The sequence below is a fragment of the Streptomyces sp. NPDC046821 genome (assembly GCF_040645335.1).
Taxonomy (GTDB): Bacteria; Actinomycetota; Actinomycetes; order Streptomycetales; family Streptomycetaceae; genus Streptomyces.
Genome location: NZ_JBEYYB010000027.1, coordinates 1 through 23612, shown reverse-complemented (window position 1 = coordinate 23612; position 23612 = coordinate 1). Strand labels below are relative to the sequence as shown.

Sequence of the window (23612 nt, the reverse complement as noted above, 5' to 3'; positions counted from 1 at the left end):
CTCCTTCAGGCCGCAAGCGCGACCGGGTCGCCGGCGCACCCTGGGCAGCAGCCCAGAGACGTCGGCATCACGTAGTCGTAGGTGACCTGGCAGACGGGGCAGGTGCGGCGGGCGCGCAGCATGGCGTGCACCGCGCGCCACCGGCCCGGCGTCATCGGCCGGACGGGAAGGGCCAGGTCGATGCGGTAGAGGAAGGCGACGCGGACGGGACGGATCCGAGTGCGCGGATCGCGCCGGCCGTACCAGAGGATCTGCGCGGCGACGTCCTGACCTCCTGGCCGAAGGCCGTCGTCACGCAACTGCCGCCGCGTGGCCAGGCCGTCCGGCGCAAGCTTCTTCGGGTAGGTCGGGATGCCGTGTTCCTCGCCGTCCGGGTCGTAGAACCGCGTCACAGCTCGCTGAGGCGGCGCCGGATGTACTCGGCCCCGGCCCGGTCGAGGCGGAGGAACGAGCGCCCGATGCTGCCAGTCTCGGCGTCACGGCTGTACGCGACGAGGACAGCGCCGCGCGCGTCGGTCTGGACGCTGAGCTTGTAGATGGTGCCGATGATCTGGACGTCGGGGATGTCGAAGCGGGGCGCGCCCTCGTCTTCGTCCTCCTGGCGGTGGTTGTTCTCCGCCGGCCCGACCGTGGTCGCGGCCCGGCGCAGCGAGGTGGCCTGGCTGGTCACCGCGTGGTCGGCCGAGAACAGGGAGTCGTCGTTGCCTGCCGCGTCCAGCGGCCGGCGCTTCGCCATCTGTGTCTGAGTCATGAACTGGGCCTCCGGTCGGGCGTTGTGTGGAGGTCGGCCACGTGGTGCCCGGCCTCCCACGCCGCGGCCGCCGCGAGTGAGGCGACCGCGAGGAGCAGGCGTGTGTGGGGGTGGGTGGCGCCGATGCTGGACGCGGCCCGGGCTGCACGGTGCTGCGCTGTCCGGGCCGCATGTATGAGGTGGTGCATCAGCGCCCGAGCGCGAGGCAGGTGCCGCACGTCCAGGCGGTGAGCGTGGCCGGCGGTCCGGGGACGGCGCCGAAGACTCCGCCGCACTGATCGCACTGCTGGCCGCCGCCGGTGACCGGCGCGGGGGCCGGAGTCGATGCCTGGGGAGGGCAGTTGGCCGGGTTGCAGTTCCAGCGGCCGCACAGCACGCACGCATCGTCGGCCATCGTGGGCCGGTGCAGGATGAGCACAGGCTGCCGTTCGTAGCCGGGCGCCATCTCCTGCAGCGTGCGCCGTGCCTTTCGGCCGACGGGGATGCGGGCGTCCGCGTGACGCACCATGTGCGTCACCAGGCGGTGCATCTGCGCGGTGGGGCACGGTCCGGCGTGCCAGTTTCCGCAGGCCGTACACGCGTACTCGGGGTTCGCGGCCTGTACCGCGCTAACGCCCGGACGTGCCATGATCGTTGTGGTCACGAGAACCTCCCTGAAGGTCTCCGTTGACTGGACGACCCCGGGGTTGCGCCCCCGGGGTCGTCGTCGTTTGGCCACCCGTACGAGCAGCCGCGGCCGGCCCCGGCCCGCGATGTACGAGCCGGGGACCGCCGCGGTCGTTCGTGCGTTTAGCGGGCCCACCACGGACGGTCTTCGGGGTGGGTGTGTTCCTTCCATCCGCCCTCGGGGTACCGGGCGGGCTCCGCGCTTATACGGGCAGTGGCTTCGGCAGTGGCGATGGCCGCGAAGGCCTCCGCCACAGCGGCCATGGTCCGGGCCCGCTCAAAGGAGCCCTTCTCAGCAGCCTCGGCCGCGGACTGAGCATGTGACACGGCCTTCGCGTAGGCGACGGGGCCGGTCATAGTGATCAGCGTGGGGGTGGCCATCGGGCGTCCCTTCGGTCGATGTTCGACGGGCGAGTGCTGGAGCACGTCCGGAAGCCTCAGGAAACGGCACCGCCAGCCAGGCTGCCGACCTTCCTGACATGCTCCTCCTGCTCCTTGATCAGGGACTGCGCCCGTCCGGCAAGGGTGCGCTCGTCGTACTCGCCGCGGTAGCTCCGGCCGTAGTAGTCGGAGTGGGTGATGTACCAGTCCTTGCCGTCGGGGTATCCCGCCGCGATCAGCGCCTCGTTGTCGCCGAGCATCTCCTCGTGGAAGTGCCGGTCGTGGGTCTCGGCGATCTCCTGAGCGCGCTCATCGAAGGCGCCAGCGGCCTTCATGTAGGTGCCCTGGGCGTCGACGAGGCGGGAGATGGCGGAGGTCCACTCCGTGGCTGCCGCCGGGTCACGGAGGTACGCGAACGCGGCCTCGCAGGCCCGCTTGGCCAGGTTGTGGGCCTTCCACCGGGCGCCAGTGTCCTGGACGACCGTCTTCAACTCGGCGATGTGTCGGGCGTTCCTCCACTCGATGCGGGCCTCCGTATAGACGTTGTCCAGCAGGAAACGGGCGGCTTCACGCAGGTCATACTCGGCCTCGTCAGCGACTGCGCGGCCGGCCTCCTCGTCCATGTGCTTGAACGCGAGGTTCGGGTCCTCCCAGTAACGTTCCGGCGTCATCGGCTCGGGCTCGCGGCCCGTGAAGGGCAGGAACACGTAGCGGACGGAGTAGGTGTTCGGCTCCACCTTGGACAGGTACTTCGGGAGGTGAGGGCGGAGACGGACGTTGAAAATCTCCGCGACCTGCTCGCCGGACAGGGAGTGCGTACGACCGAAGCTCATGAGATGTCCCTTCGTTGATCCCGGGGGTACACACACCCCGGACCGGACTCGGTGTTCTGTTTTGACGGCCGGAAAGGCCGGAGCGAGCGGGAGCTCCCGGCGCTCTCTGCCGTCCCCGCCCCGGTCGGCGCGGGAGCGACAGGCAATGCCGGGTATCAGCGCTGCTGTTTGGACTGGCGGTCGCGGTAGGCGTCCTGAAGAGTCGCGAACCGCTCGTGGATCAAGGTCCCCTGAGCACACGGCGTCTCGCCCTGGCAGGCCGGGCAGTCAGCGGTGTGCTTGGTGGAGTCCTCGAACGCCCTCATGTAGCGGACGAACAAGTCGTCGGTCTGGCGAGCACTCATCGACCGTTCTTCTCCGATCGCTGGTTCTGCTCTGCGTTCCTGCGGGACAGCTCGGCACGCTGCTCCTCGGTCAGTCCCGTGATCATGCGGCCACCTCCGGCGCCCCCTGGTACGTGCCGTGGAGGCGGTAGTGGCGGTCGGCGGCCGCGTTCGCCGACTTGCAGCTTCCACAGGCGACTTCCTTGCCGCTCTTGTGCGCGTGATAGCCGCGGCGGGTACCGCACTGCGCCGGCCGCTTTGCTCGCGGACCCGAGTGTGCGGCGCGCTCCGAGCGCGGCCCGACCTCGGGGAAAAGCTTCTTGAGGCTCGTGGCGGAGATACCGAGACGCGAGCAGACGACCGAGTACGGCACGAGGTCGAACATGAACGGGGCGGCGTACTGGATTTCGGCGGGAGTGAGCGTCCAGTCGGTCCGCTCACCACGCACTGCGCGTTCGACTGCGACTGTGTCGACCGGGTCGACCGATCCGTTGGGGAAGGCCACCCACACGGTCGTGGCGGTCGTTCGAGGCAGAGGGATGCGGGGGGAAGTCGGCCGCGACACGGTGCGTGTCATGCTGTTCTGCATCAGGTCCTCCAGTCAGGTCCTGGACAGCTCCGGGGGTCTCAAGTCGCCGGGGCTGTCGCCTTTCTGGCTGCGGTACGAGCAGCCACGGCCCCGGCCACCCCGCAAAGGGATGGCCGGGGCCGTGGTCGTTCGTACGGGTGTCAGCTCTGTCCGGCGTCCAGTTCGTCCATGAACTCTTCGTACTCGGCCTGGTCCATCTCCTCGTATGTCGCGTGCATCTCCTTCAAATCGCGCTCACGCTCAGCAGCCCGGGCCAGAATCTCGTCGAGCTTGTCCATTAGGTCCTCCTCAGCGGCTTGTGATCCGGATCAGTGCTCGGGGCGCTTGGGGTGCAGCGTCTTGAGTGGCACCGGCGGCGCTCCCAGCGGCGCGGCACCGGCAGGCAGTTGTGCGCGGCGGGTGTCGGTGTCTCGGACCGCGGGCTCGGTCGCCGCCCACTGTTCCTTGCGCAGCAGCCACAGGGTCCGGTCGTTGCTGCGCTCGTCATCCGCCGGCGTCTGCTTCTTCGCGGCGATCTGGCTGACGGCCAGGGCGACCGCAGCCTTGGGCTTGCGACGCACGGTGGTCCGGCGGCGGTGGACGGTCTCCGAGTTGCCGTCCGTCAAGCTCTCCTCCCACTTCCTGGCCGTGACGTTGATGGTGACCAGGCGGTTGCTGCCCAGGCGGCAGCGGACGGCGGCGTCCTTGCCCGCACGGCCGGTGTCGTGCGGCACGAGCTTGGGCTGCTTGGTCTGGAGGCCGGTGATCGGCACCCACGTCTGGCAGTCGGGGCAGACCAGCGACGCGCAGGCGGGGCGAAGGTCGTACTGGTGGGGCTTGAGGGTGGAGAGGGCCAGCGCCGGGCGGGCGTTGACGGTGCGGGAGCGGGTCCGGCTCCGGCGGGGACGGGCGGTGCGCTCAAGGGTGGAAGCAGTCATCTGGACTCCTCATGGGCGGAGTGGCAGGGAGCGCGTCGCGATGCTCTCTCTGCCCTCCGGGCCGCACGGCACGAGGCCGGCGTCCCGTAGGACAGACAGCGCACAGCGCTGCGACGTGCACACAGTTGTCGCGGCTGTCAGGCCCCGGAGGAGTTCGATGGTGCTCTCGCGTCCTCAGCGAGCTGAGGACTACTCCGGCTGCCCCGAAGGGCGGACGACTACTGCGGTCTTGCGGTGTTTCGGGTGGAAGGGGACCGAGGGTCCGGCTTCCGTGTGACGGGCGGGTGGCGGTTTCTCCGACGCCCTCCTTGTCGACACACTTAACTTAGCTGATACAGTCTGGGGTGTGTCAAGCGGTTCATTGAGGAAGTTGAGGAAGCTAGCTAAGTCGAAGGGGTCGACCTACGATGTCGCTCATGAGCAGCGAGGCAGTACAGCCCTACCAACGCATCATTCAAGATGTTCGCGACAAGATCCGCTCGGGTCAGCTGACCGCGGGTACGAAGTTGCCGAGCACACGGGAACTCGCCGACGAGTACGGCGTCGCGGCCGGCACCGTCCAACGCGCGCTCGCCGAGCTGCGGAGTGCTGGGCTGATCTACTCCCACCAGGGCCGCGGAAGTTTCGTTACCGAGACCGCCAGCGAGACCGCCGAGGACTCGACCGCCCGTGCCCTCAAGACGCTTGAGGAACTGGTCAGAGACCTGTCCACCCGTCTTGAGCGAATTGAGAAGGACCGCGACAGCTGACGTCCTGTTATTGCGCATGTTCGTCCCTCCTCGGCGGGGTCAACTTCGTTAGCAAAGTTGTAAGCCAGGCCCGGGAGCGAGTTCTAGATCGGACGTGTATCCAGTCGCTGGATACACCGAGTGGAGACATGGAGGGAGCACCACGTGGGGCAGCAGGCGAACGTATTGAGGCCGGAGCAGTCGCCCCAGCACCGCTTCGGATACACGCTTCGGGAGCTGCGAAAGGCTCGCCGTCTCTCTCTGCGAGGGCTGGCCGAGAAGGCCTTCATCTCGCACTCCAAGCTGCAGAAATGGGAGAACGGCGACCGGCCACCGAAGGAGCGAGTGGAGGTCGAGCTGGTCGACTCGCTGCTCCGTGCGGGCGGCATCCTGGTCGACCTGTGGGAGCGCATCGTTCCGGCGGTCTCCGCACCTGTCGCTGTATCCGTTTCGGCTCCCCTTGTATCCGAAGCGTCGATTGGGCTGGCCACTGCCGCGTCTCAACAGGCAGCGTCTGACCAGGAGGGGATATTCGTCCCCGCTCGTCTACGGGATGGATCGGTGGTTTTCGTGACGCTCGATCGACGCGCGCTATTGCGCGGCGGGGTGGGGATCGGTGCAGCGGCTGCGCTGGGCGTGGGGACGCCCGCTGTCGCGGAAGCTGTATCGGTGAGGCGGCCGGCAAGGTCTGCCGCCGCGTACAGCGACACGCCTGTCGAACATCTTCAGCGCGCACGGCGGCTGCTGATCGACAACGACAATCTCCTCGGGCCCCGCCATGCCATCAAGGCCGCCCTTGAGCACATCCAGACCATCAAGGATCTGAGGCAGGACAGCCAGGGCGTCGACCGCCGGTCCCTCATGGAACTGCAGACGCAGTACGCCGAGTTCGCCTCCTGGCTGTACCAGGATCTGGGAGATTTCGACAGCGCGCAGTTCTGGCTCGACCGGGCCTTCCAGTGGAGCCACACCGTCGGTGACGGCGACCTGACCTCGTACGTGATGGCCCGCAAGGCACAGTTGGCCGGCGAGAGCCGAGACCTGGTCGACGTCGTCGACCTGGCCGAGGCCGCCCAGCGCATGGCACGCCCCCGGAGCCGACTCGCCGCCGTCGCCCGGACATACGAGTCGTACGGCCATGCACTGCGCGGTGAATCGACCGACAGCGAGCGCGCGATCGACGACGTGCTCAACTCCCTCGACCGCGTATCTGGCGACACGACTCCCTGGGGTGTGTGGCTGAACGAGCAGTACGTCGAAGTACACCGAGCCCACGGCCTGGAGGTACTGGGCAGGCACGCGGAGGCCGCGGAGATCTTCACCAGTGCCATCAACGCGCTGCCCGATGGGTACCACCGCGACCGCGGGGTCTACCTGGCTCGGGCTGCTGTGGCGCACGTTGGCGCAGGGGCGCCCGATGAAGCGGCTGCGGTCGGCCTCCAGGCGCTGACGGTGGCACAGGACACCGGATCCGGCCGGATCATCCGCGAGCTCGTGCGCCTGGACCAGTCGTTAATCCCCTGGCAGCACCAGGCAGAGGTCGCTGAATTCCGCGCCGGCTTCGACGCCGTACTCGCCCACGAATCCTGAACAGAAACGGATCACACCACCAATGACCACACGTCCGTACGTCATCCTCTCCGCTGCCATGTCGGTCGACGGGTTCCTGGATGACACCAGCCCCGAGCGGCTGCTGTTGTCCAACGCCGACGACTTCGACCGCGTGGACGAGGTGCGCGCCTCGGTCGACGCGATCCTCATCGGCGCGACCACGATGCGGAAGGACAACCCGCGCCTGCTGGTCAACTCCGAGGAGCGACGCGCCAAGCGGGTCGCGGAGGGGCGGCCGGCCTACCCGTTGAAGGTGACGGTGACCGCCTCCGGAGACCTGGGCGCCGACCTGAAGTTCTGGCACCACGGAGACCAGAAGATCGTCTTCACCGTGGACGCGGCCCTCGAGCAGGTGAAGGCCACCCTCGATGGACTCGCCGACGTCGTCAGCACCGGAGCCGAACTCGACTGGGGCCTGGTCCTCGATGAACTCGGTCGCCGGGGCATTGACCGACTCATGGTGGAGGGCGGCGGCTCGATCCATACCCAGCTCATGGCCCAGAACCTCGCCGACGAGGTCCACCTCGCGGTCGCCCCACTCCTGGTGGGCCAGGCCGACGCCCCGAAATTCTTGGGTCCCGCTGAGTATCCCGGCGGGTCGACTGCCCGGATGCAGCTGCTGGAAACCCGTGCGATCGGCGACGTCGTACTGCTCCGGTACGCCCCGAAGGAACGCGGCTGACAACTGGGCGTTCGCGCAGGTCACACGACTGTCCGCACGGACAGTCACAGCGCGCGTACGCTGTCCCATCAGCGAGAGACCACAAGAAAAACCGAAACCCCCCGACGGTGCTGGGATCAACGGTGTTAGCGCACCTACTCCAGCGGCCTCCGGGGGGCCCACACTTCGCTGCTGAGTGTAAGGCAGACAAGGGCGGATTTCGATCCGAGCCCTCAATCTGTGCACCCGGTCAGCGGCTACGAGAGGCCGCACATCCATGGCGCCGAAGCAGGCCCCTGCCGACGAAACAACCGGCACATCCACGTTCACCAGAGCCGTTGAACGGCCCGAAGAGGCTGTTCTCCCGCGCCCGGTGGTCGAGACATCAGGGCTGCAGCCTGAGGACATCGGCGCGCTCGCGTACCTGCTGCTCCTCGGGCCCGACGTCCAGCAGACCGGCAAGGAGCTCGCGGCAGACATGCGCGCTCGCGGCTGGAAGATGAGCGACGACCGGTTCGAAAAGGTCGCGCGGCGTCTGACGAGGGCAGGACACCTGCGCCGCGAGTCTGTGTACGACCCTGCGGCGAAGCGCCCGAAATGGTGCTACTCGGTGTACCGCAACCCTGCCAACAACCCGCGATACGTCGCCGAGGGCACAGTGACGTTGTCGCAGGTCAGCGCCGAAAACCGGGAAAACCGGGTCCCGGAAGATGAGAGCCCGTCCGTAACCCGGGAAAACCGGGTTTTGCCTGGTCAGAGCCGGAACCCGGTTTTTCCGGGCTCCGCTCCGGAACCCGGAAAAACCGGCTTTCCCTCTGAGGGTGTTTTCGCAGGTCAGGCCCGGAAACCGGAAAATCCGGGTTCCGGCTTGCTCCCCCCCACACCCCCCCGGGGGGTTGGTAAACCCCCCCACCATCCCCCCCACGAAACGGATCCCGCCCCAGGGGCTCAGGTCGTTACGGGTGGGGAGGACATGCGCACAGCGCACACAGACCACCCCCAGGTGGCCGAAGCCGACGTCTCCGAGGCCAGCGAGTTTCTCGCGAACCTGCCGGGCAAGTGGTCCTGCGGCCTCGAGATCCGAAGGAAGCTGGCCCCGCTGCTGGCCGTCGCTGCGCAGCGAGAGGGCTGGCCTCTCGGCCCGGAGCTGGAAGCCTGGTTGACCAAGGACAGCGTCGGCATCCGTGGCCCGTTCCCTCGGGTGCTCCCCAAGCGCCTGGAGAACCTGCCCCGGTACGGCGCGTACCACCGCACGGCCGGCTCCGCTGCTGCTGCCCCGGCAAAGCCGGTCGACGACGCGTGCCCGAACCACCCGCACCGCAAGGCCGTCGAGTGCCTGCCGTGCCGGTCCGGCGAGAACACCCCGAGCGCGACCGGGGACTCAGCCCTGCCCGCGTCCCCGGAGCAGGTAGCCGCGATCCGCGCCCAGCTCGGCCTCGGCACCGGCGACCGCCGCTCGGTGCAGAAGACTCCGCACGGTGAGGCCCGTGCCCGCCGCAAGTCCGCCGGCGCCCGCCAGGCATCCGCCGCCGTCGAGGAAGACGCCGCCCGGCAGAAGGCGAACGCGCTCCTGGACGCTGCCCACGCCGCCGAGGCCCAAGGCGTCACCCCGGACCGGGGCGTGCCACTCGGCGGCCGCAGCGACGGCCCCGGCTTCTAGACCCCGCACAACGCGGCGGGCCGCCCCATGCCGGGGGCGGCCCGTCGGCACCCCATCCACGCTTCAACCTTCAGGAGTGCCCTGTGACCACAGTAGACGCCCCCGAACTCCACCTCGACGACGAGCACCAGGACCACCGCACTTTCGACCGCCGACCGCCCGTCGACCTCGACGCAGAGCAGTGTGTTCTCGGCGGCGAGCTGCTGTCCAAGGACGCCATCGGTGAAGTCGTCGAGCTCCTGGACGGCCCCGACTTCTACAAACCCATCCACGAGACGATCCACGCCGCGATCCTGCATCTGTGGGGCCAGGGCGAGCCGGTCGACCCGATCACCGTCGCCGACGAACTCACCAAGCGCGGTGACATCGGCCGCATCGGCGGAGCCAGCTACCTGCACACCCTCGTCCAGACCGTGCCCACCGCCGCGAACGCCGCGTACTACGCCGAGATCGTCGCCGACAAAGCCAAGCTGCGCCGCCTCCTCGACGCCGGGACTCAGATCACGGCCATGGCCTATGCCCAGGAAGGCGATACTGAGGACACCCTCGACCGCGCTGGCCAGGTGTTCAACGCGGCCGTTTCCATGCGCGAGCAGTCTGCGGGCTTCAGGCTCGGCGACCGCTCCGCCGCCTTCCTCGACCGGATCGAAGCCCGCTCCCGGGGAGAGATCACCAAGGGCGTGCCCACCGGCCTCACCGACTTCGACAACCTGACGAACGGGCTGCACCCCGGGCAGATGATCGTCGTCGCCGCCCGGCCGGCCATGGGCAAGTCCACACTCGCCGTGGACTTCATCAGGGCCGCCTCGATCAAGCACGGCCGCACATCCGCCCTGTTCACCCTGGAAATGAGCGGCGACGAAGTCCAGGAGCGCATCTACTCCGCCGAGGCCCGCGTGGCCCTGCACCATCTGCGCAACGGCGACCTGACCGAAGACGACTGGGTGCGACTCGGCAACCGCATGACCGCCGTCGAGGCGGCACCCATTCACATCTTCGACGAGCCGAATCAGACCATCCTGCAGATCAAGGCCCAGGCCCGACGCCTCCAGCAGCGCCACGGCCTCGACTTGGTCGTGGTCGACTACCTGCAACTGCTCCAGCACGGCGGGCGCCGCCCGGAGTCCCGGCAGCAAGAAGTGTCCGACATGAGCCGTCAGCTCAAGCTCATGGCGAAGGAGTTGGGCATCCCCGTCGTCGTCGTCGCGCAGCTCAACCGCGGCCCCGAGCAGCGCCAGGACAAGAAGCCCATGGTGTCCGACCTTCGCGAGTCTGGCGCCATCGAGCAGGACGCGGACATGGTCATCCTGATCCACCGCGAGGACGCCTATGAGAAGGAATCCCCCCGCGCCGGCGAGGCCGACGTGATCGTGGGCAAGCACCGCAACGGGCCCACCGCCACGATCACCGTCGCTTTCCAAGGGCACTACTCCCGCTTCGTGGACATGGCGCAGACCTGACCGACCTTGACTGCACGTGTGAAGCGGGCCAGGCGCCCGGAGGGCCGGAAACGCAACAAGGCCCCGCTCCCCCACCACAGTGGGAAGAGCGGGGCCGAGGTAGTGCGGTTCAGGCCTTGCCGTTGGCGCTAGCCATGAACGTCTCCAGGACCTTACGGAGCTGATCCGGGTCTTTGGACTGCCCCTGCTTCAACATCAGCAGGATCAGCTCATAGAAGTGCGGATCCTTCATCATCAGCCCGAAGTGCTTGTTGATATATGGAGGGTTGTCGTACGGAATCGTTGGCGGCGAGGACCGCGGCCTCGGTGCGCCGGGCTCTGAAGGTTCCTGAGCCCGGTCATGGGCCCGTGGGACCGGGGCGCCGTCCGAAGTCGGCGCCTGGCCCTCGGGTGCAGGTGCTGGCGACTGTGTAGCCGGGGGCGCATCGTTAACCGCGGTTACCACCGGAGCCGCCGGGGCGGGCGCTGTCGGCCCCGGGTCTTCGGCCGGAGTGCCGTTAACCGCGGTTACCACCTGGGCGGGAGCGAACGCCTGTCCCCCAGGGGCCGCAGGCGTCGAAGCTGGGGCGTTAACCGCGGTTACCACCTCGCGCTTCAGCCGAGTGGGCTTAGGTTCTTCGCGTCGCTGTAGCTCGGCCCGCCACGCATCGGCCTGTTCCTCCTCTGGACGCCCGGCAATGTCCCGGGCCACCCGGACCGGCATCTCGCCCGCGCTGACAAGTTCCTGGAGCTCAGGAGTGAGCTTCAGGAGCTTGCGCTGCTGGCTCACCCACGCCTTCGTCTTGCCGTAGTAGTCGGCGACCGCCTGCGATCCCCCAAGTTCGTTGACCATCGTGTCGACGGCGATGGCCCGCTCGATGGGGTCGAGGTCCTGGCGGTCGTTGTTCTCCGACTGCACGGCGTCGAGGAAGTCGGCCCTCGACGCGGCGACGTCCTCGCGGTGGACGACCTCGAGATTACGGCCGACCAGGAGAGAGGCCCTGTAGCGACGCTCACCGTTGGCGATGACATACACGGCCTTGCCGACGTTCGTTGCCTCATCCGGCCACAGCTTCAGGTACGCGGCCCGGGAGACGACGACGGCCGGCTGCAGTTGCTTCTTGTCGAGCTTCTGTCCGAACTCGCAGAGCTCCTCATCGGTGCCGAAGTTCCGGCGCGGGTTGAAGCGAGTGCAGTGCAGTTTCTCCAGCGGCAGTGTCAGCAGCAGCGGGTCGCTGCGGCCTGGAACGTCATCGGCCTTGCCCGTAAGCGAGGCGAGACTGGTGCGACGTCCCAGTCCCATCACTTGCCTCCGCCGTAACCGAGCTCGATGGCCAGCCGGTAGAAGTCCTCACGCGCCTTGTAGGCGGGGCGGTTCTCGTCGTACTGCGTGACGACGCGCCCTTCGACCGAGGCCCGTGTGTGGACCTTGTAACGCCTTATTACCGACTCGAGGAGGGGCCAGCCCTGGGCCTGCACGTACTCGCGGGTTTCCTTGAGGTCGGCCTTTCCATCGCGGGGGTCCCAGTTGTTGATGAGGACGTGGTAGGGGAGCCCGGTGGGTTCGATGATCTGCTGGATGGTGCGGGCGGTCGGGTCGAAGGCCAGGCCCTCCGGCGGGAGGGGAACGATGACGTCGTGGGCGTACTTGAGGGCCTCCATAAGGAGGTTCTCGTCCTGGAGGCTGCCGGGGGTGTCGATGAACACGTGCTGAAGCTGGTCTGAGTTCTTCATTGAGTCAGCAACGACGGCCGCGAGGTTGAGAGTGGTCGTGGTCTTGCCGACGCCGCCCTTCTGGTTGGCGATGACGTGGACCTTGGCCCCGGTGTCCTTGAGGATCTTCAGGTTCTCGGGAGTCTCGTGCTCCTGAGAGAAGTCGAAGGGTAGGTCGCTGATCCTGTTCGCCCACCAGACCGTGGAGGCCTGTGGGTCGATGGATACAACGTAGACAGCAGCACTCATTTGATGCTCCGTATGCTTCCCGTGATTTCCGGTACTGCGGGCACGGAGCATCCTGTCAGACGGGCCAGCACCTGGGGGAGTTGCGGCCGCCGCGCCCGAAACGACTGCCGTAACCATTCAGGTCAGAGGCGGATCCCGGAGAGTCGGGAGAGCCGCACCAACTCGGGGTTGGATCGCCGGTGCAGCGATGACAGGACGCGCAGTACCTCCCTGCCCATCGGGTGGATGCGTGCCATCTGCGGTGCGGCGTCGAACGCGAGGCTGAGGTTTTCGAGTGCGCCGTCGCGATCGCCGAGGTCGAGTTGGGCGCGTGCGGCGTTGATCCGTGTCGGTGCGACGCGGGTCGGCGGCAGGCCGGTGAGCGCCTGGTCCAGGTTGTCCGTGAGCGCGAGCGCGGCCTGAGGCTGGCCGAGGTCGACGTTCGTCGCGAGGACGTGCGTCAAGGTGTTCTGCGGGCCGAAGGTGAGACCGTGGGCGTCGATGTCGCCGGCAGGGAATGAACTGGCCGCCCGCTGGGCCGAGTCGATGTGTCGCTGGGCCTCGCGTTTGGCCTCCTTCTTGTCCTGGAGTCGGCCGGCGAGCGTCATCCCGCGCAAGTTCAGGATGCCCATGGCTAGATCACGGTCGGTGGTGCCGAGCGGGGCCGACTGTACGGCGACGATCGCTCGGTCGACGACGACCAGGCCGCGCTCGACCGCCCCGAAATTCAGGTACGTTCCGGCGCGGTCGCGGGCGGCGAACGCCTCGGCGACGGGGTTGGGCTGCTGCTCGACGGCCCACCTCTGCCTGGTGACAGCAAGTTCGGCCATGTCCATCCAGCGGTGCCGCGCGGCGAGCCAGTAGACCGTGCTGTAGACGTCCGCAAGCGTTGACCAGGCCGCGCCCGAGTTGGCGGTGTGCGCGTACGTCGTGGCGTCGCGCAGGAGGCCGGGGAGCAGCGTGATGAGTGCGGCGACGTCCACGGCGTCCCGGTACCCGTCCGCCGTCCGGAGGTCGGCCGCGATGCGGTCCTCGGGCGCGGCCTGGTCCTCGGGCATGTCGTAGTCGCGCATCGCGGCCCGGAGCTCTGCGAGGAGCTGCTCGTCGTTGGCCGCGACCGAGGCGCGGCCGAGAACTTCGGCCATGCTCATACCGAAGGCGCGGCCCAAGCTCGCTGCGACCTCGGGGGTCAGCGCCCGGTTCCCCACCTCGATCTTGCTCAGCAGAGACGTCGAGACGGACGCGCGGTCCGATAGCTGTGTCTGAGTCCATCCGCGTGCTTTCCGGAGCATCGCTACGTGCTCGCCCGGCGCGGGATCGATGGTGGTGCCCATGATGATCAGGTCTCTCTGGGAGGCACGGCCGTACTGCCATGGTCACAGGCCCGACGGGTGCCCGCACACCGTTGTGCAAGATCTGTGCAAGTCGCGGGAGCTGCTGGGGCGTTGACTGAATGAAGGACCCCCGCGGCCGCCGTATACGGCCCGGGGGCGTGGCCATCAACTGGTTGGAGTTGACGACATGACCCACGCTAGCGCCCGCCGATGGAAGCGGGTACTGCGGAGGCTTCTGCCCTCCGCCGCCGGACGCCACAGTGCCTCGGGCGCGCTCCCTGGTGGGCATCGGCCGGCCCCGTCCGCCCCGGTGCCCGCGCTTTGCGGTGAGGCGCTCGGGCTCGTCCGGCCGTACCTCGTCGCCCACGAGAGGCGCCTCCAGGCGCAGCGCCTCGTACGGCGTCGCACGCTCCGCGTGGCCCCGCGCGGCCTGTGGATCGAGGGGCGGCGATGAGTCCCGTGCCCGCAGTACACCCCCGCAGGATCGGACACCCCGGCTACAACGTGACGATGGCCCGCGAGCCGGAGACCGTGGCCGAGGCCCGGCGCCTGGTCCGGGTTTCCCTGGCCACCTGGGGACTGGACGATGCGACCGAGGCCGCCGAGCTGGTCATGTCCGAACTGGTCACCAACGCGGTCCGACACGCTCGCCTTGGCGCCGTTCGGCTCATCATCGACCGCCCCGCCGAGGACCGGGTGTATCTCGCCGTCGTCGACCGCTCGCCAGGCGTTCTACCGCACCTGAAGGTGGCGGGCATCGAGGACGTCACCGGCCGAGGGCTGCTCATGGTGGACGTGCTCACGGAGCAATGGGGGTATGACCTCTTAGGCGTCGGGCCGCGACACTGGGGCAAGCGCGTGTGGGCACGACTGGCAGCAGCGAAGGCGGACTTGGTATGAGTAGCCCAAGCGTCGGTGACGAAGTGACAGACGGCGAGATCCTCGCTGTGGTGACGGACATCCGAGGCGGCGTTCCCTGGCTCCGTGCAGCCGGACGTGAACCCTGGCCGGCCACCGATCCGACGCGCCTCACGGTGACTCGGACACGAGCTGAACGAGTCGCGGCCGGCCTCTAGATGCCGCAGGCCCGTACCCCCGTAGCGGGCCTGCGGTCCCGTGGCCCGTCAGGAGTTGACCTTCCTGACAGTCCACTTGCTGTACGAATCTGAGGTGCTCTTCGAACGGCCACAAGCGGTCAGCCTGGCTGGCCTACTGTCGGTTGCTCTTTCACTTTGCCTCGTAATGAAGCAAGGTGGTGGGGCGGCTGCCCGACGGGGAGCCGCCCCACCTGAAGGGAGACCTGTTCGTGTCCGAGTCTGAGCCGACCACGTGGACGATCGCGGAGGTGGCCGAGTACATCGGAGCCGCGTCCACCGACTCCGCCCGTAGGACGCTGTCGCGGTGGGGCGTACGTGCCGTGGGCCGTGAGCCCGGGCGTGGTGGTGCCTCCATCTATCGCCGAGAGGATGTCCTCGCGGCGCGAGCGTCCCGGCCCGGCCGCGGCGCCCGCACCGACCTGAAGGCGCAGTGAAGTGCCGCGAGTGAGCCTCTTGAACATTGCCTCACTATGAGGCAATGTTGAGTCGTCGTCGGGTTCGCCGGCGACTGGGGTGGAGCAGCAGCGCCCCGGCGACGACTCAGGAGGACTCATGTTCCGCAGGAATCCGGCAGCCCCGGCCCCGAGCGCGGCCGCTCCGGAAGTCATCGCGATCAACCTCGGTGAACTCGCCGCGCTGGAAAAGGCGCTGCTCGAAGCGGACCGGCTGCGTCGCTGCTGGGGGGAGAGCCCCGCGTACTACGGGCCGGAACTGATCACCGTTCGCAACGTCGTCGCGACGCTCTATCAGCGCGCCGGCGCCGCCTCGGTCGTCCAACCCGACCCGCAGCGCGCCCGCCTCCCCCTGTATCTCCACGAGATCGAGTGGCTCGCGGACGCCATCGCGGTGATGGAGCGGCGCTGGGCGAGTGGCGGGTTTCTCTCTGACGCGCGGCAGCTCAACAACAGGTTCAACGCTCTGGTGGGGCAGGCTCGCGCGATCACCCACATGGGCGGAACGGTCGCCTTCACTCCCGAGCCCCCACAGGTCGCCGAAGCGCACGTCATCCCGTCAAGCGGGCACTGAGGCGCTCCTGCACGCACGAGGCCGGACCGCGCTGAACGCGGTCCGGCCTCGAACGCCAGGAGCCTGCCGCGTTCGCCACCAAGTCTCAGCGAACAGAACTCGCATTGTGCATACGGAAACAGTATGAAAGGTGCTAGGTTGTTATCTATGACGCTGAGTACGGAAGACCTGCTGCGGCTGACGGTGTCGGCACTGATGAGCCGGACCGGTGAGCGACAGGAAGATCTCGCGGCAGCGCTCGGGCAGGCTCAGGCGCAGGTATCGCGCAAGCAAGGCGGCAAGCAGCACTGGACCTTGCAGGATGTCGATCTTCTGGCCGCGCACTACGGCTTCGGGGTGCTCGATCTCCTGGCCGGCCCCACCCACGCCGTGACGGCGCTCGCCGATGGCGCCCAGGGCTCTCTTCCGCTCGCTGCACCCCTCACGGCCCCCGCTCCGGCGGTTGTGTCGGTGCCGCGCAGTGAGGCCCTGAGCGGGCCGTGTGTGCTGTGCGGGCAGCCTGCCACGGATGAAGTGGAGGGAATCTGGCAGCACTTGACGAGTGAGGAGTGCGCCGAGGCCCTGGATGAGGCCGAGCCGCTCGTCGACGACGTCGACCAGGACCACGCGCCCGAGGCCGTCCCCGCGCCCGCAGCTCCCGCCCCGGCGGCACCCGAGGACGTCCAACCGGCTCCAGAGGTGCACGAGTCGGTGCCCGTCGACTCCACCGCGGCCTCCGCCGCCGCATCGTCCGAGGAGACTGCCCCCGCCCCGGTATCGACCGCGATGGACCAGGCGCCGGCCACCGCGAGCCGTGCTCCCGGCTACGCCTCCGAGACGCTCGTCGATCAGATCGAGTCCCGGGTGCGGGACGTCCTGGCGTGGTCTCAGGGCGACATGGAGGCGGCACAGGCCGCGCTCATCAAGACCGCGATCCCGGACGTCATGGCGCTGTTCGAGCGCTCCAGGGTTGGTGGACGCTACGCGCACTCGAAATTCCCGCCGACCGTCGATGTTCTGCGTAAGAAGTCACAGAAAGGCGCCGACGAGATTTGGGAGGGGCGTCCGAAGTGGCGGAACCAGCCCGCTTTCGACGCGGCCAAGAAGGGTGAACCCATCGAGGTTACGGCCCTGGACATGAATGCGGCCTATCTGTCCGCGTTCAAGTGCTGGCTCCCGGTCGGAAAGCTAGTGGAAGATACCAGCGGGATGCACGATCCGAAGCGGTCCGGCGTCTACCAGATCACCCCGCCCGCGTGGGACCACGACGGCCTGCCCAACCCGGTCGGCAACCGCAAGGAGCCCGGCCCCGTCTGGGTCCCTGACTCCCTGGTGCGCCTGCTGCTCGACTGCGCGAAGTGGGGCCTGTGCGAGGAGCCCGTCATCCACAAAGCGCTGCTGTCCGGCGGCACGGAAAGCCTTCTCGAAAAGCTGCGTCGCGCTCTCGCGGAATCGCGGAAAACCGCTATCGAGGAAGGTGACGAAATCGCCGTCGAGTACGTGAAGTCCATGTATTCTAAGTTCGTGTCCACGATCGGTGAATCCAGTACCAACACGGAAATTCGCCGCCCGGACTGGATGCACATTATCCGCTCGAAGGCGTTCACGAACCTGTGGCGCAAGGCGTACAAGGCCCACGGCGCTGGATTGACCGTGGTGCAGATGTCGGGCACCGACGAATTGCACGTAGCCGGGGATTGGCGGCCGGTTTTCCCGGAGGGCCGAGACCTGAATCAGGTGAAGGCGAAGAACACCTATACGCTCGGGGGTAAGTAGTAATGGGGTCAGAGGGCCTGTGGGCACGCTGGGGCGTCTGGCAGAAATACAACGCCCGCGGAATGAAGGGCGCCGAAGCTCTGATTCTGGAGCTGAACCGGATCGTCTACAGCTCCGGTATCGCTTCCCCTATCGGCTCGAAGCGCGGGCAGAATGCCCGTCTGCGCTACCTCGACAGCAAGGCCGGCCGCGAGGCCCTGCGCGCGCAGGGCGTCAGTGACCGCGCCATGAAGGCGTGGTTCAAGGGCAAGTCCCGCCCCTCGAAAGCGAACCTGGACCGGCTCGACTCCGCGTACTGGACGCGCCGCCGGGAGAACCTGATCCGTTCCGGCTGGCTCAAGCGCCACTTGGACAACGACGGCCAGGGCCGGCGGATGGAGATCTACCCCGTCGACCAGGCCGCCGTCCCCGAAAGCTTCTCCCGTGCCAACGTCTCGGAGCGCTCGATCGTCGTACGGTACGTGTGGGCCGACCTGGTCGACGCCTGGGCCGCCCAGGACGAGAGCACGCTGGATGAGATCTGGGAGGACATCATCACCGACCTCGACAGCGACTACGCCGCCTACGCGTACGTGTCCTCCGTCGGCATCAGCGCCTGACACCCCACCGATGCCCCCGCCTCCTGGTCACAGGCCAGGAAGCGGGGGCATCGGCGTGCCCTGGTTGGCGCGGCACGGCGGTGTGGTGATGCTGGGGATATGAGCATCAGCAGCCCTCACCCGGTGAGCACAGACCAGGTCTACCGGGCCTTGGTGGCGTTGGGGGCGGAGCCGCTGTTCGACCCGGAGACGCGGCCCGAGGGCCCGCAGGACGAGGACCGCCTGCGGTTGCTCGGGTGCCTCCTGGCCACGGTGGAGTCGGAGACCACCGCGGCGACCCGGTTGGGCTTTGACGAGGACGAGGGCGAAGTGCTGCTCGGCTGGACGGAGGTGGTGAGCCCGGACTCTGGGGTGTCGACCAACGTGCTGGTCAACCGGCTCTACCGCACCGGGGTGCAGCTCCTGGGGCTCGACGAGGACGAAACGCTGCCAGGCCAGTCGGCCGCGTCAGCGGCCATCGTGGCCGCGTCGGACACGTTCGCCGCCAACCTTCGGTTCCGCGAGGGTGACGTGGCCGGCGTCCGTCAGGCCCTTGGCCGTGCCGAGGTCGCCGTGACCGACGTCCAGCGGTACATGCACGATCTGCGCGTGGCCATCGGCGACGCGGAGCCGGAAGAGGAGTAGAGCGGCCGGATCGCCGTACCCCGCTGTCGGCCGTCGCCGTTACCAGAGCGCAAGCCTTGCCGACTCGATCTGCGACACCGCCTGACGACACCACATTTGGTGTCTAGTCTGGTGTCATGTCGATTACCCCGATGACGCTCCGAGTCCCCGACGAGATCGCCCCCTCGATCCGTCAGGCCGCGAAGGCGGCCGGCCTGAGCGTGAACGCCTACATCGTCCGCGCCGCGCGCCGCGCCGCGACCCTCGACGCCGGCCACCAGCTCGCCGCGCTCGGCCTGGGCCAGGACCTGGCCGGCGAGGGCGACGCCCTGTGACGTCAGAGCTCAAGCGCGGCGAGATCTGGACCCTGCCCGCACCCGATGGCCGTGACGTCCTGGTGGTCTCCCTGACCGGCCTGGACGAGGCGTACGGAGCCGTCCTCGCGATCGTGCTGCACCCCCCGGGCCGCTACCCCGATACGGCGATGTCGGTCGTCATCGACACCCCGGTCCCGTCCACCGCCGTCGCCGTCAACCTCCAGCAACTCCGCTCGACGCGCTTCACCGATGCCACCCTCCGAGGCGCGGTAGCCCCTGCCGTAATGACCCGCGTGGACGCAGCACTGCGCGCCGTCCTCGACCTCTGACACCGGAGCCGCACCGTGCCCCTTCTTCCCCCGACCCGCCGCACCCCCGACGTCCAGGCCGCCCGCGAGGCACTGCACCGGGCCCTGAAGCTGCTCGACACCCCCAATGACCCCCTCGCCCTGGAGGACGCCCGCCGAGCCGCGCAGGCCGCCGCGGACGCCGTCCCCTACCGCTGGGAAGCCCGCCACTGCACCGAGTACCGCCGCAACGCCGACGAAGAAACCTGCCGGAAGCCGACCTGCACCCGCTGCGCCGCCTACAAAGCAGGCGACCCGATGCCGCCCACCGGCTGGTGAGACAACAACTCGCAACAGCAGCAGTACTCCGACCAGAGCACGGGCCTATGCCGCGACGTCGGGCAGCCTGGCAGGCACCTTCGCAGCGCTGATCAGGCCCATGCGAGCCTCGACCAGCTCTGGGCCGGAAAGGCTGCTCCAGTAGGCGTGTCCGGTCACGAGCGTGGCGAGGCGCATGACATCCGCCCTGAATCGAGCGACCTCGGCGGCTTCCTGCTCCGTGTAGCCCGTGGTCGACGGCCGCGCGATGTCGTGGGGGCCGTGGCCGGTCGGGGAGATGCCATTCGCGTCAGGCTCCACAGACCAGGGCAGCGTCCGGGACAGTGCCGCGAGGGCGGCGTACGCGGCGTCGAGGTCGCGCCGGGCGGTGAGGAGATCGCTGGGGAAATCTGTGGCCACAGCCCGATATTAGTTCGACCACGCGCCACTTCCCGGTGTCTCCTGTGAGGTCAGGCGCGGCGGGCGCGGAGGCTCTGACCGCGGCCGGATCTGGCCCTTGAGGGCAACGGCTCCTGACGTGCTGTCAGTGGCAGCTGCTTTCCTGGTGGGTCCCGTGCGCGAGGGCGCATCGGGGTCTGGACGGGGGAGCAGCCAGTGGTGCACGTGAAGGAGTACGTACGCGCGGACGGCACGAAGGTCCGGGCGCACTCGCGGTGGGCGGCCGGCGCGCGGCGGGAGATGAGCCTCCTGAGCATCATCGCCCTGGTGGTCGTCGGCTTCGCCGGCACCAGTGGTGCCGGCAGTGCGGAGGGCTCCGGGAAAGAGGCGCCCCGGCCTCGCCCGACCGCCGTGTACCCGGTGAAGTTCCCGGGGTGGCACAACCCGGCGCCTCGGCCGACGCCGAGCGTCTCGTATCCGATCCCGTGGGACCGGGGCCACTGATCCCGCCAGCCACTCAGTCGCCTTGGTGCGCGCGTGCGGCTCGCACCGACTCCTCCAGCGCGGCCATCAAGTCCACCGACGGCCCGGGCTCCGGCGGCGCGGCCAGCTCGCCGCCGGACACCTTCGCCTCGACCAGCTGCTCAAGTGCGTGACGGTATTCGTCCCGGAGCTGGCCGACTTCGACACCCGCGAATTCGCGCATCAGTACCTCGGCGAGTTCCAGCTCCCGGTCGGTGACAGGTGCGGACGGGGCGAGGCGGCTGCTGACCTCGTATGACGGACTTCTTCCCGAAGCACGCCCGGGACCGTCACGTCGTCTCGTCACGCTTCGTATCTCCGGGGCCCGAGGCGCCGTTAGCCGGGCATGAGCGCTCCTCGCCGTGTCTACTCACGTGCGGGTTTCCCTGTTTCCTTCACCGGTGGCCGTGTAGCGGGTGAGGTCGACACCGGCCGAGCGGGCTTCCCTGAGCCGGATGGACACCAGACCGGCGGTCACGGACAGCTCGCGCGCGATCTCGTACCCTTTCAGGCCCTGCCGGTGCAGGTCGACGATCCGGTCCCGACGCTGCCGGGACCGGCCCTCGTACGCGGCGCGTTCCTCGGAGATCATGCGCATCACCGTCCGCGGGGAGACTCCGAACCGGTCCGCAAGCTCACGGGCCGTCGCGGTGCGGCGCTCACGCCTGGGGTGCTGTGTCACGACGTCCCCCTCATGTACTCGAGCATGGCGGTGGTGCGCTCGTCCCGGCGCGTAGCGCGCGTCTTTCCGCTCTTCTTGCCGCGGGCGGACTGGATGGCGACGAAGGTGGCCTCGTAGACGGCAGCGCCGTCCTTCCACATCCTCGACCGGGTCGTGATCCACCGGTGGATGCTGTTGGCGATTGCACGCGCCTCCCCCGTCGGCAGCGGCTCGGTGAACTCGGCGTTGCGGGTGTGTACTTCCGCGTGGATGGCCGTATGCAGGGTGTCGGGGCTGCCGAAGTGGTGGCGGACCTCGCGGTATGCCCAGGTTCGGGCCGTCTCGAAGATCGAGCAGTTGCGTCCCAGACCGGTGATGTTGGTGCGGAAACGCTTAGTCTCCCGCCAGCGCGCCGGCGGCATGTGGCTGCCCAGCGCCTCCTCCAGGCTGCCAAGCGTGTGGAGACCGCCGTGGAGCCACTCGGTGCTCCAGTCGGTGTGCAGAGGATTCTTCGTCATCAGCCCCGAGTACGCCGCGTCCCCCTCCAGTGCTCTGCGCAGCCCCTCGGTGACAGCGGCGGCGTACGCCAGGGGCTTGCGCCGGGCGTACTCGGTCCGTGTCACCGCCTCAGACAGGGCCCACACGGCATGAGCATGCCCGTTTGCCGGGTTCTCCACGACCGCGTTGGGCAGCGGATGCGACCCTACCGACGACACCGCCCGCAGCACTGCGTCCGCGTGGTCTACATCCACGACGAGAAGGTTGCTCACCGCCGACGGGTTGGCCTCCACGTACCGACGCGTCATCGCCACCGGCCGCTGTTCCCGCCGGATCCCCTCCTGCAGTCGATTCGTTGCGTATGGCCGCAACGGCAGCCACAACTCGTCCCACTGCACCACGGGCAACTCCACACTCATGCGCTGATCATCCTGGGCTGACAGCGCCAGCGGGGCCGGACACGCCGAAAGCTTTAAAGTACGTCGCGAACCAAGTCAGATGGTTGGGGCTCCCGGCCCTGTTGCACCAGGAAGTCGCTGTGTTCGGCCTCCACGAAGAGTGCAGATCTTTAAAGTGCGTCACAAACCAAGTCAGATGGTTCTGCACCCTTCGCCGGAAACCCACAGCAGCTCACTCCCGACCGGGCCACGGCACCACACGCGTCTTCGCAGGCGTGGCGGACGTCCTCGCCTGCGGCCCCGGGTGTGCCTCATCGGTCCGCATGGCCAGGACCCGGTAGCGCCCCGCCGGTGCCGCTCGCCGAGACGGTGGCTGTCGTCCTCAATGCCGTCCACCGCGCGGCGGGGTCGGGCACGTAGAGCACCTGCCCGTGCACCGACATGTTCAGCGCCCGCTCGGTGACGTGCTCCCCGTTGGCGTGCAGGGGGATGAACTGGAGCGCGTCGAACACGAACGAGTCGACCGGCGCCAGCTTCTCGGGCACCGGGGAGGGCACGGCCGCATGGCGCCCCTGATGCACGACCCGCCCGCCCCGTACGAGCGTGAGCCAGTCGGGGCCGGCTTCCATCCACGGCTGCTCGACAGGGTCGCTGCCGTACAGCTCCGGCGGACCCGCGTACCAGCCGCCCGCCGAGTCCTCGGCCCCCTCACACCCCAGGGCCCGCAGCACGCGCCCGTGCTCGGCGTCCCAGACCACCTCGTACGCGTCCGTCCACTGCGGCGCTCGCTGGGTGGCCCCCAGCGTGACCGTGAGCCGGTCCCCGGCCCGCGACGGATACCAGGGCGCACCGGTGAGCGCGCCGTGCCCCTCGATCAGGGCGCCGACCTCCGCGCCGATATCCCGTCGGCGCTTGGCGTCCTCAGCCCGGCTGAGCGGTGATTCCCACATGCGTTTTTCTCCCGCCATTCCAAGAGTTCCTGAGCGCGCCGAATACAGAATCAGCAACGCCTTTCCTGTCGATGATTGACCGGCATAAGCAGGCACAATCCGAGGAGATATTCAACTCACTTCCTATGGCAAATACTGAACACCTTCCGCTCGAAGCCACCCCTTCAGGCGCTCACTAGTGGAATAGACCACTCAGCGCAGCCAGCAACCGAGCATACTCACGTTTCGTGACGCTCACTCAACTCCGCCGCGCGGCTTGACAGGGGGTCAGTCTGGCTGCATTCTGTAGTGGTGAGGGAGGCGCTGGGAGCGCGACCTGGTGACCGGAGGCCCGCAGGGCTGGAGGGA

The 23612-nt window shown here is 68.3% G+C and carries 31 protein-coding genes and 1 pseudogene; 16 read left to right on the top strand and 16 right to left on the bottom strand.

Going from position 1 to position 23612, the window contains the following annotated elements:
- Nucleotides 1–5 precede the first annotated feature (5 nt).
- The 8 genes from ABZ893_RS35340 to ABZ893_RS35305 form a co-directional block, all read right to left on the bottom strand.
- Nucleotides 6–392: an RRQRL motif-containing zinc-binding protein gene (locus ABZ893_RS35340; protein ID WP_361412322.1), complete on the bottom strand. Its 387-nt coding sequence runs from the start codon at nt 390–392 to the stop codon at nt 6–8.
- Nucleotides 389–751, bottom strand: coding sequence for a hypothetical protein (locus tag ABZ893_RS35335; RefSeq protein WP_361412320.1), 363 nt, complete (start codon nt 749–751; stop codon nt 389–391). The genes ABZ893_RS35340 and ABZ893_RS35335 overlap by 4 nt, the downstream gene beginning before the upstream one ends.
- 187 nt (nt 752–938) lie before the next feature.
- Entirely contained in the window at nt 939–1394 is a 456-nt protein-coding gene (locus ABZ893_RS35330) for a hypothetical protein (protein WP_361412318.1), read from the bottom strand.
- A 460-nt stretch (nt 1395–1854) separates the two neighbouring features.
- On the bottom strand, nt 1855–2631 hold the full coding sequence (locus ABZ893_RS35325; protein ID WP_361412316.1) for a hypothetical protein: 777 nt from the start codon (nt 2629–2631) through the stop codon (nt 1855–1857).
- A gap of 155 nt (nt 2632–2786) precedes the next feature.
- Nucleotides 2787–2975 carry a hypothetical protein gene (locus tag ABZ893_RS35320; RefSeq protein WP_361412314.1) on the bottom strand — a complete coding sequence of 63 codons (189 nt, stop codon included), beginning with the start codon at nt 2973–2975 and terminating at the stop codon, nt 2787–2789.
- An 82-nt stretch (nt 2976–3057) separates the two neighbouring features.
- Nucleotides 3058–3459: a hypothetical protein gene (locus ABZ893_RS35315; protein ID WP_361412312.1), complete on the bottom strand. Its 402-nt coding sequence runs from the start codon at nt 3457–3459 to the stop codon at nt 3058–3060.
- 224 nt (nt 3460–3683) lie between these two features.
- Entirely contained in the window at nt 3684–3821 is a 138-nt protein-coding gene (locus ABZ893_RS35310) for a hypothetical protein (protein WP_361412310.1), read from the bottom strand.
- Nucleotides 3822–3851: 30 nt separating this feature from the next.
- Nucleotides 3852–4460 carry a hypothetical protein gene (locus ABZ893_RS35305; protein WP_361412308.1) on the bottom strand — a complete coding sequence of 203 codons (609 nt, stop codon included), beginning with the start codon at nt 4458–4460 and terminating at the stop codon, nt 3852–3854.
- Nucleotides 4461–4876: 416 nt separating this feature from the next.
- On the opposite strand from ABZ893_RS35305, the gene ABZ893_RS35300 reads away from it, so the two are divergent.
- The 5 genes and pseudogenes from ABZ893_RS35300 to dnaB all read left to right on the top strand — a co-directional run.
- The gene (locus tag ABZ893_RS35300) at nt 4877–5209 is read left to right on the top strand and encodes a GntR family transcriptional regulator (protein WP_361412306.1); all 333 of its coding nucleotides are present in this window, start codon (nt 4877–4879) and stop codon (nt 5207–5209) included.
- Nucleotides 5210–5353: 144 nt separating this feature from the next.
- Nucleotides 5354–6778 carry a helix-turn-helix transcriptional regulator gene (locus tag ABZ893_RS35295; protein ID WP_361412304.1) on the top strand — a complete coding sequence of 475 codons (1425 nt, stop codon included), beginning with the start codon at nt 5354–5356 and terminating at the stop codon, nt 6776–6778.
- Between the two features lie 22 nt (nt 6779–6800).
- Nucleotides 6801–7481, top strand: coding sequence for a dihydrofolate reductase family protein (locus tag ABZ893_RS35290; RefSeq protein ID WP_361412302.1), 681 nt, complete (start codon nt 6801–6803; stop codon nt 7479–7481).
- Nucleotides 7482–8433: 952 nt separating this feature from the next.
- On the top strand, nt 8434–9120 hold the full coding sequence (locus tag ABZ893_RS35285; RefSeq protein WP_361412300.1) for a hypothetical protein: 687 nt from the start codon (nt 8434–8436) through the stop codon (nt 9118–9120).
- A gap of 140 nt (nt 9121–9260) precedes the next feature.
- Nucleotides 9261–10580, top strand: a pseudogene (gene dnaB / locus ABZ893_RS35280) (replicative DNA helicase); the annotation flags it as partial.
- Between the two features lie 109 nt (nt 10581–10689).
- Here dnaB and ABZ893_RS35275 read toward each other — a convergent pair.
- The 3 genes from ABZ893_RS35275 to ABZ893_RS35265 form a co-directional block, all read right to left on the bottom strand.
- Nucleotides 10690–11862 carry a ParB/RepB/Spo0J family partition protein gene (locus ABZ893_RS35275; RefSeq protein WP_361412298.1) on the bottom strand — a complete coding sequence of 391 codons (1173 nt, stop codon included), beginning with the start codon at nt 11860–11862 and terminating at the stop codon, nt 10690–10692.
- Nucleotides 11862–12521, bottom strand: coding sequence for a ParA family protein (locus tag ABZ893_RS35270; protein ID WP_361412296.1), 660 nt, complete (start codon nt 12519–12521; stop codon nt 11862–11864). The genes ABZ893_RS35275 and ABZ893_RS35270 overlap by 1 nt, the downstream gene beginning before the upstream one ends.
- 122 nt (nt 12522–12643) lie before the next feature.
- Nucleotides 12644–13834, bottom strand: a complete 1191-nt coding sequence (locus ABZ893_RS35265) for a helix-turn-helix transcriptional regulator (RefSeq protein ID WP_361412294.1) — start codon at nt 13832–13834, stop codon at nt 12644–12646.
- A 187-nt stretch (nt 13835–14021) separates the two neighbouring features.
- On the opposite strand from ABZ893_RS35265, the gene ABZ893_RS35260 reads away from it, so the two are divergent.
- From ABZ893_RS35260 to ABZ893_RS35215, 10 genes are all read left to right on the top strand, one after another.
- The gene (locus ABZ893_RS35260; RefSeq protein ID WP_361412292.1) at nt 14022–14288 is read left to right on the top strand and encodes a hypothetical protein; all 267 of its coding nucleotides are present in this window, start codon (nt 14022–14024) and stop codon (nt 14286–14288) included.
- Entirely contained in the window at nt 14285–14734 is a 450-nt protein-coding gene (locus ABZ893_RS35255; protein WP_361412290.1) for an ATP-binding protein, read from the top strand. Before ABZ893_RS35260 ends, ABZ893_RS35255 begins: the two co-directional genes overlap by 4 nt.
- Nucleotides 14735–15140: 406 nt before the next feature.
- Entirely contained in the window at nt 15141–15365 is a 225-nt protein-coding gene (locus ABZ893_RS35250) for a hypothetical protein (RefSeq protein ID WP_361412288.1), read from the top strand.
- 118 nt (nt 15366–15483) lie between these two features.
- Nucleotides 15484–15957 (top strand): hypothetical protein, encoded by a 474-nt coding sequence (locus tag ABZ893_RS35245; protein WP_361412286.1) that lies wholly within the window; start codon nt 15484–15486, stop codon nt 15955–15957.
- A 147-nt stretch (nt 15958–16104) separates the two neighbouring features.
- Entirely contained in the window at nt 16105–17712 is a 1608-nt protein-coding gene (locus ABZ893_RS35240; RefSeq protein ID WP_361412284.1) for an acyltransferase, read from the top strand.
- Between the two features lie 2 nt (nt 17713–17714).
- The gene (locus ABZ893_RS35235; RefSeq protein ID WP_361412282.1) at nt 17715–18311 is read left to right on the top strand and encodes a hypothetical protein; all 597 of its coding nucleotides are present in this window, start codon (nt 17715–17717) and stop codon (nt 18309–18311) included.
- Nucleotides 18312–18410: 99 nt separating this feature from the next.
- Complete coding sequence (locus ABZ893_RS35230) at nt 18411–18935, top strand: hypothetical protein (RefSeq protein ID WP_361412280.1); 525 nt, start codon at nt 18411–18413, stop codon at nt 18933–18935.
- A gap of 116 nt (nt 18936–19051) precedes the next feature.
- Entirely contained in the window at nt 19052–19249 is a 198-nt protein-coding gene (locus ABZ893_RS35225) for a DUF1778 domain-containing protein (RefSeq protein ID WP_361412278.1), read from the top strand.
- Complete coding sequence (locus tag ABZ893_RS35220) at nt 19246–19560, top strand: hypothetical protein (RefSeq protein ID WP_361412276.1); 315 nt, start codon at nt 19246–19248, stop codon at nt 19558–19560. The genes ABZ893_RS35225 and ABZ893_RS35220 overlap by 4 nt, the downstream gene beginning before the upstream one ends.
- Nucleotides 19561–19575: 15 nt before the next feature.
- Entirely contained in the window at nt 19576–19857 is a 282-nt protein-coding gene (locus tag ABZ893_RS35215; RefSeq protein ID WP_361412274.1) for a hypothetical protein, read from the top strand.
- Between the two features lie 45 nt (nt 19858–19902).
- Here the strand turns inward: ABZ893_RS35215 and ABZ893_RS35210 are convergent, their stop codons facing one another.
- Nucleotides 19903–20256, bottom strand: a complete 354-nt coding sequence (locus ABZ893_RS35210; protein WP_361412272.1) for a hypothetical protein — start codon at nt 20254–20256, stop codon at nt 19903–19905.
- A gap of 195 nt (nt 20257–20451) precedes the next feature.
- Between ABZ893_RS35210 and ABZ893_RS35205 the strand changes: the two genes are divergently transcribed.
- Nucleotides 20452–20739: a hypothetical protein gene (locus tag ABZ893_RS35205; protein WP_361412270.1), complete on the top strand. Its 288-nt coding sequence runs from the start codon at nt 20452–20454 to the stop codon at nt 20737–20739.
- 13 nt (nt 20740–20752) lie between these two features.
- Here ABZ893_RS35205 and ABZ893_RS35200 read toward each other — a convergent pair whose 3' ends face one another.
- The 4 genes from ABZ893_RS35200 to ABZ893_RS35185 form a co-directional block, all read right to left on the bottom strand.
- The gene (locus ABZ893_RS35200; protein ID WP_361412268.1) at nt 20753–21064 is read right to left on the bottom strand and encodes a hypothetical protein; all 312 of its coding nucleotides are present in this window, start codon (nt 21062–21064) and stop codon (nt 20753–20755) included.
- Between the two features lie 63 nt (nt 21065–21127).
- Nucleotides 21128–21439, bottom strand: a complete 312-nt coding sequence (locus tag ABZ893_RS35195) for a hypothetical protein (protein ID WP_361412266.1) — start codon at nt 21437–21439, stop codon at nt 21128–21130.
- Nucleotides 21436–22335 (bottom strand): replication initiation protein, encoded by a 900-nt coding sequence (locus ABZ893_RS35190; protein WP_361412264.1) that lies wholly within the window; start codon nt 22333–22335, stop codon nt 21436–21438. Before ABZ893_RS35190 ends, ABZ893_RS35195 begins: the two co-directional genes overlap by 4 nt.
- Nucleotides 22336–22625: 290 nt before the next feature.
- Complete coding sequence (locus tag ABZ893_RS35185; protein ID WP_361412262.1) at nt 22626–23264, bottom strand: hypothetical protein; 639 nt, start codon at nt 23262–23264, stop codon at nt 22626–22628.
- Between the last annotated feature and the right edge of the window lie 348 nt (nt 23265–23612).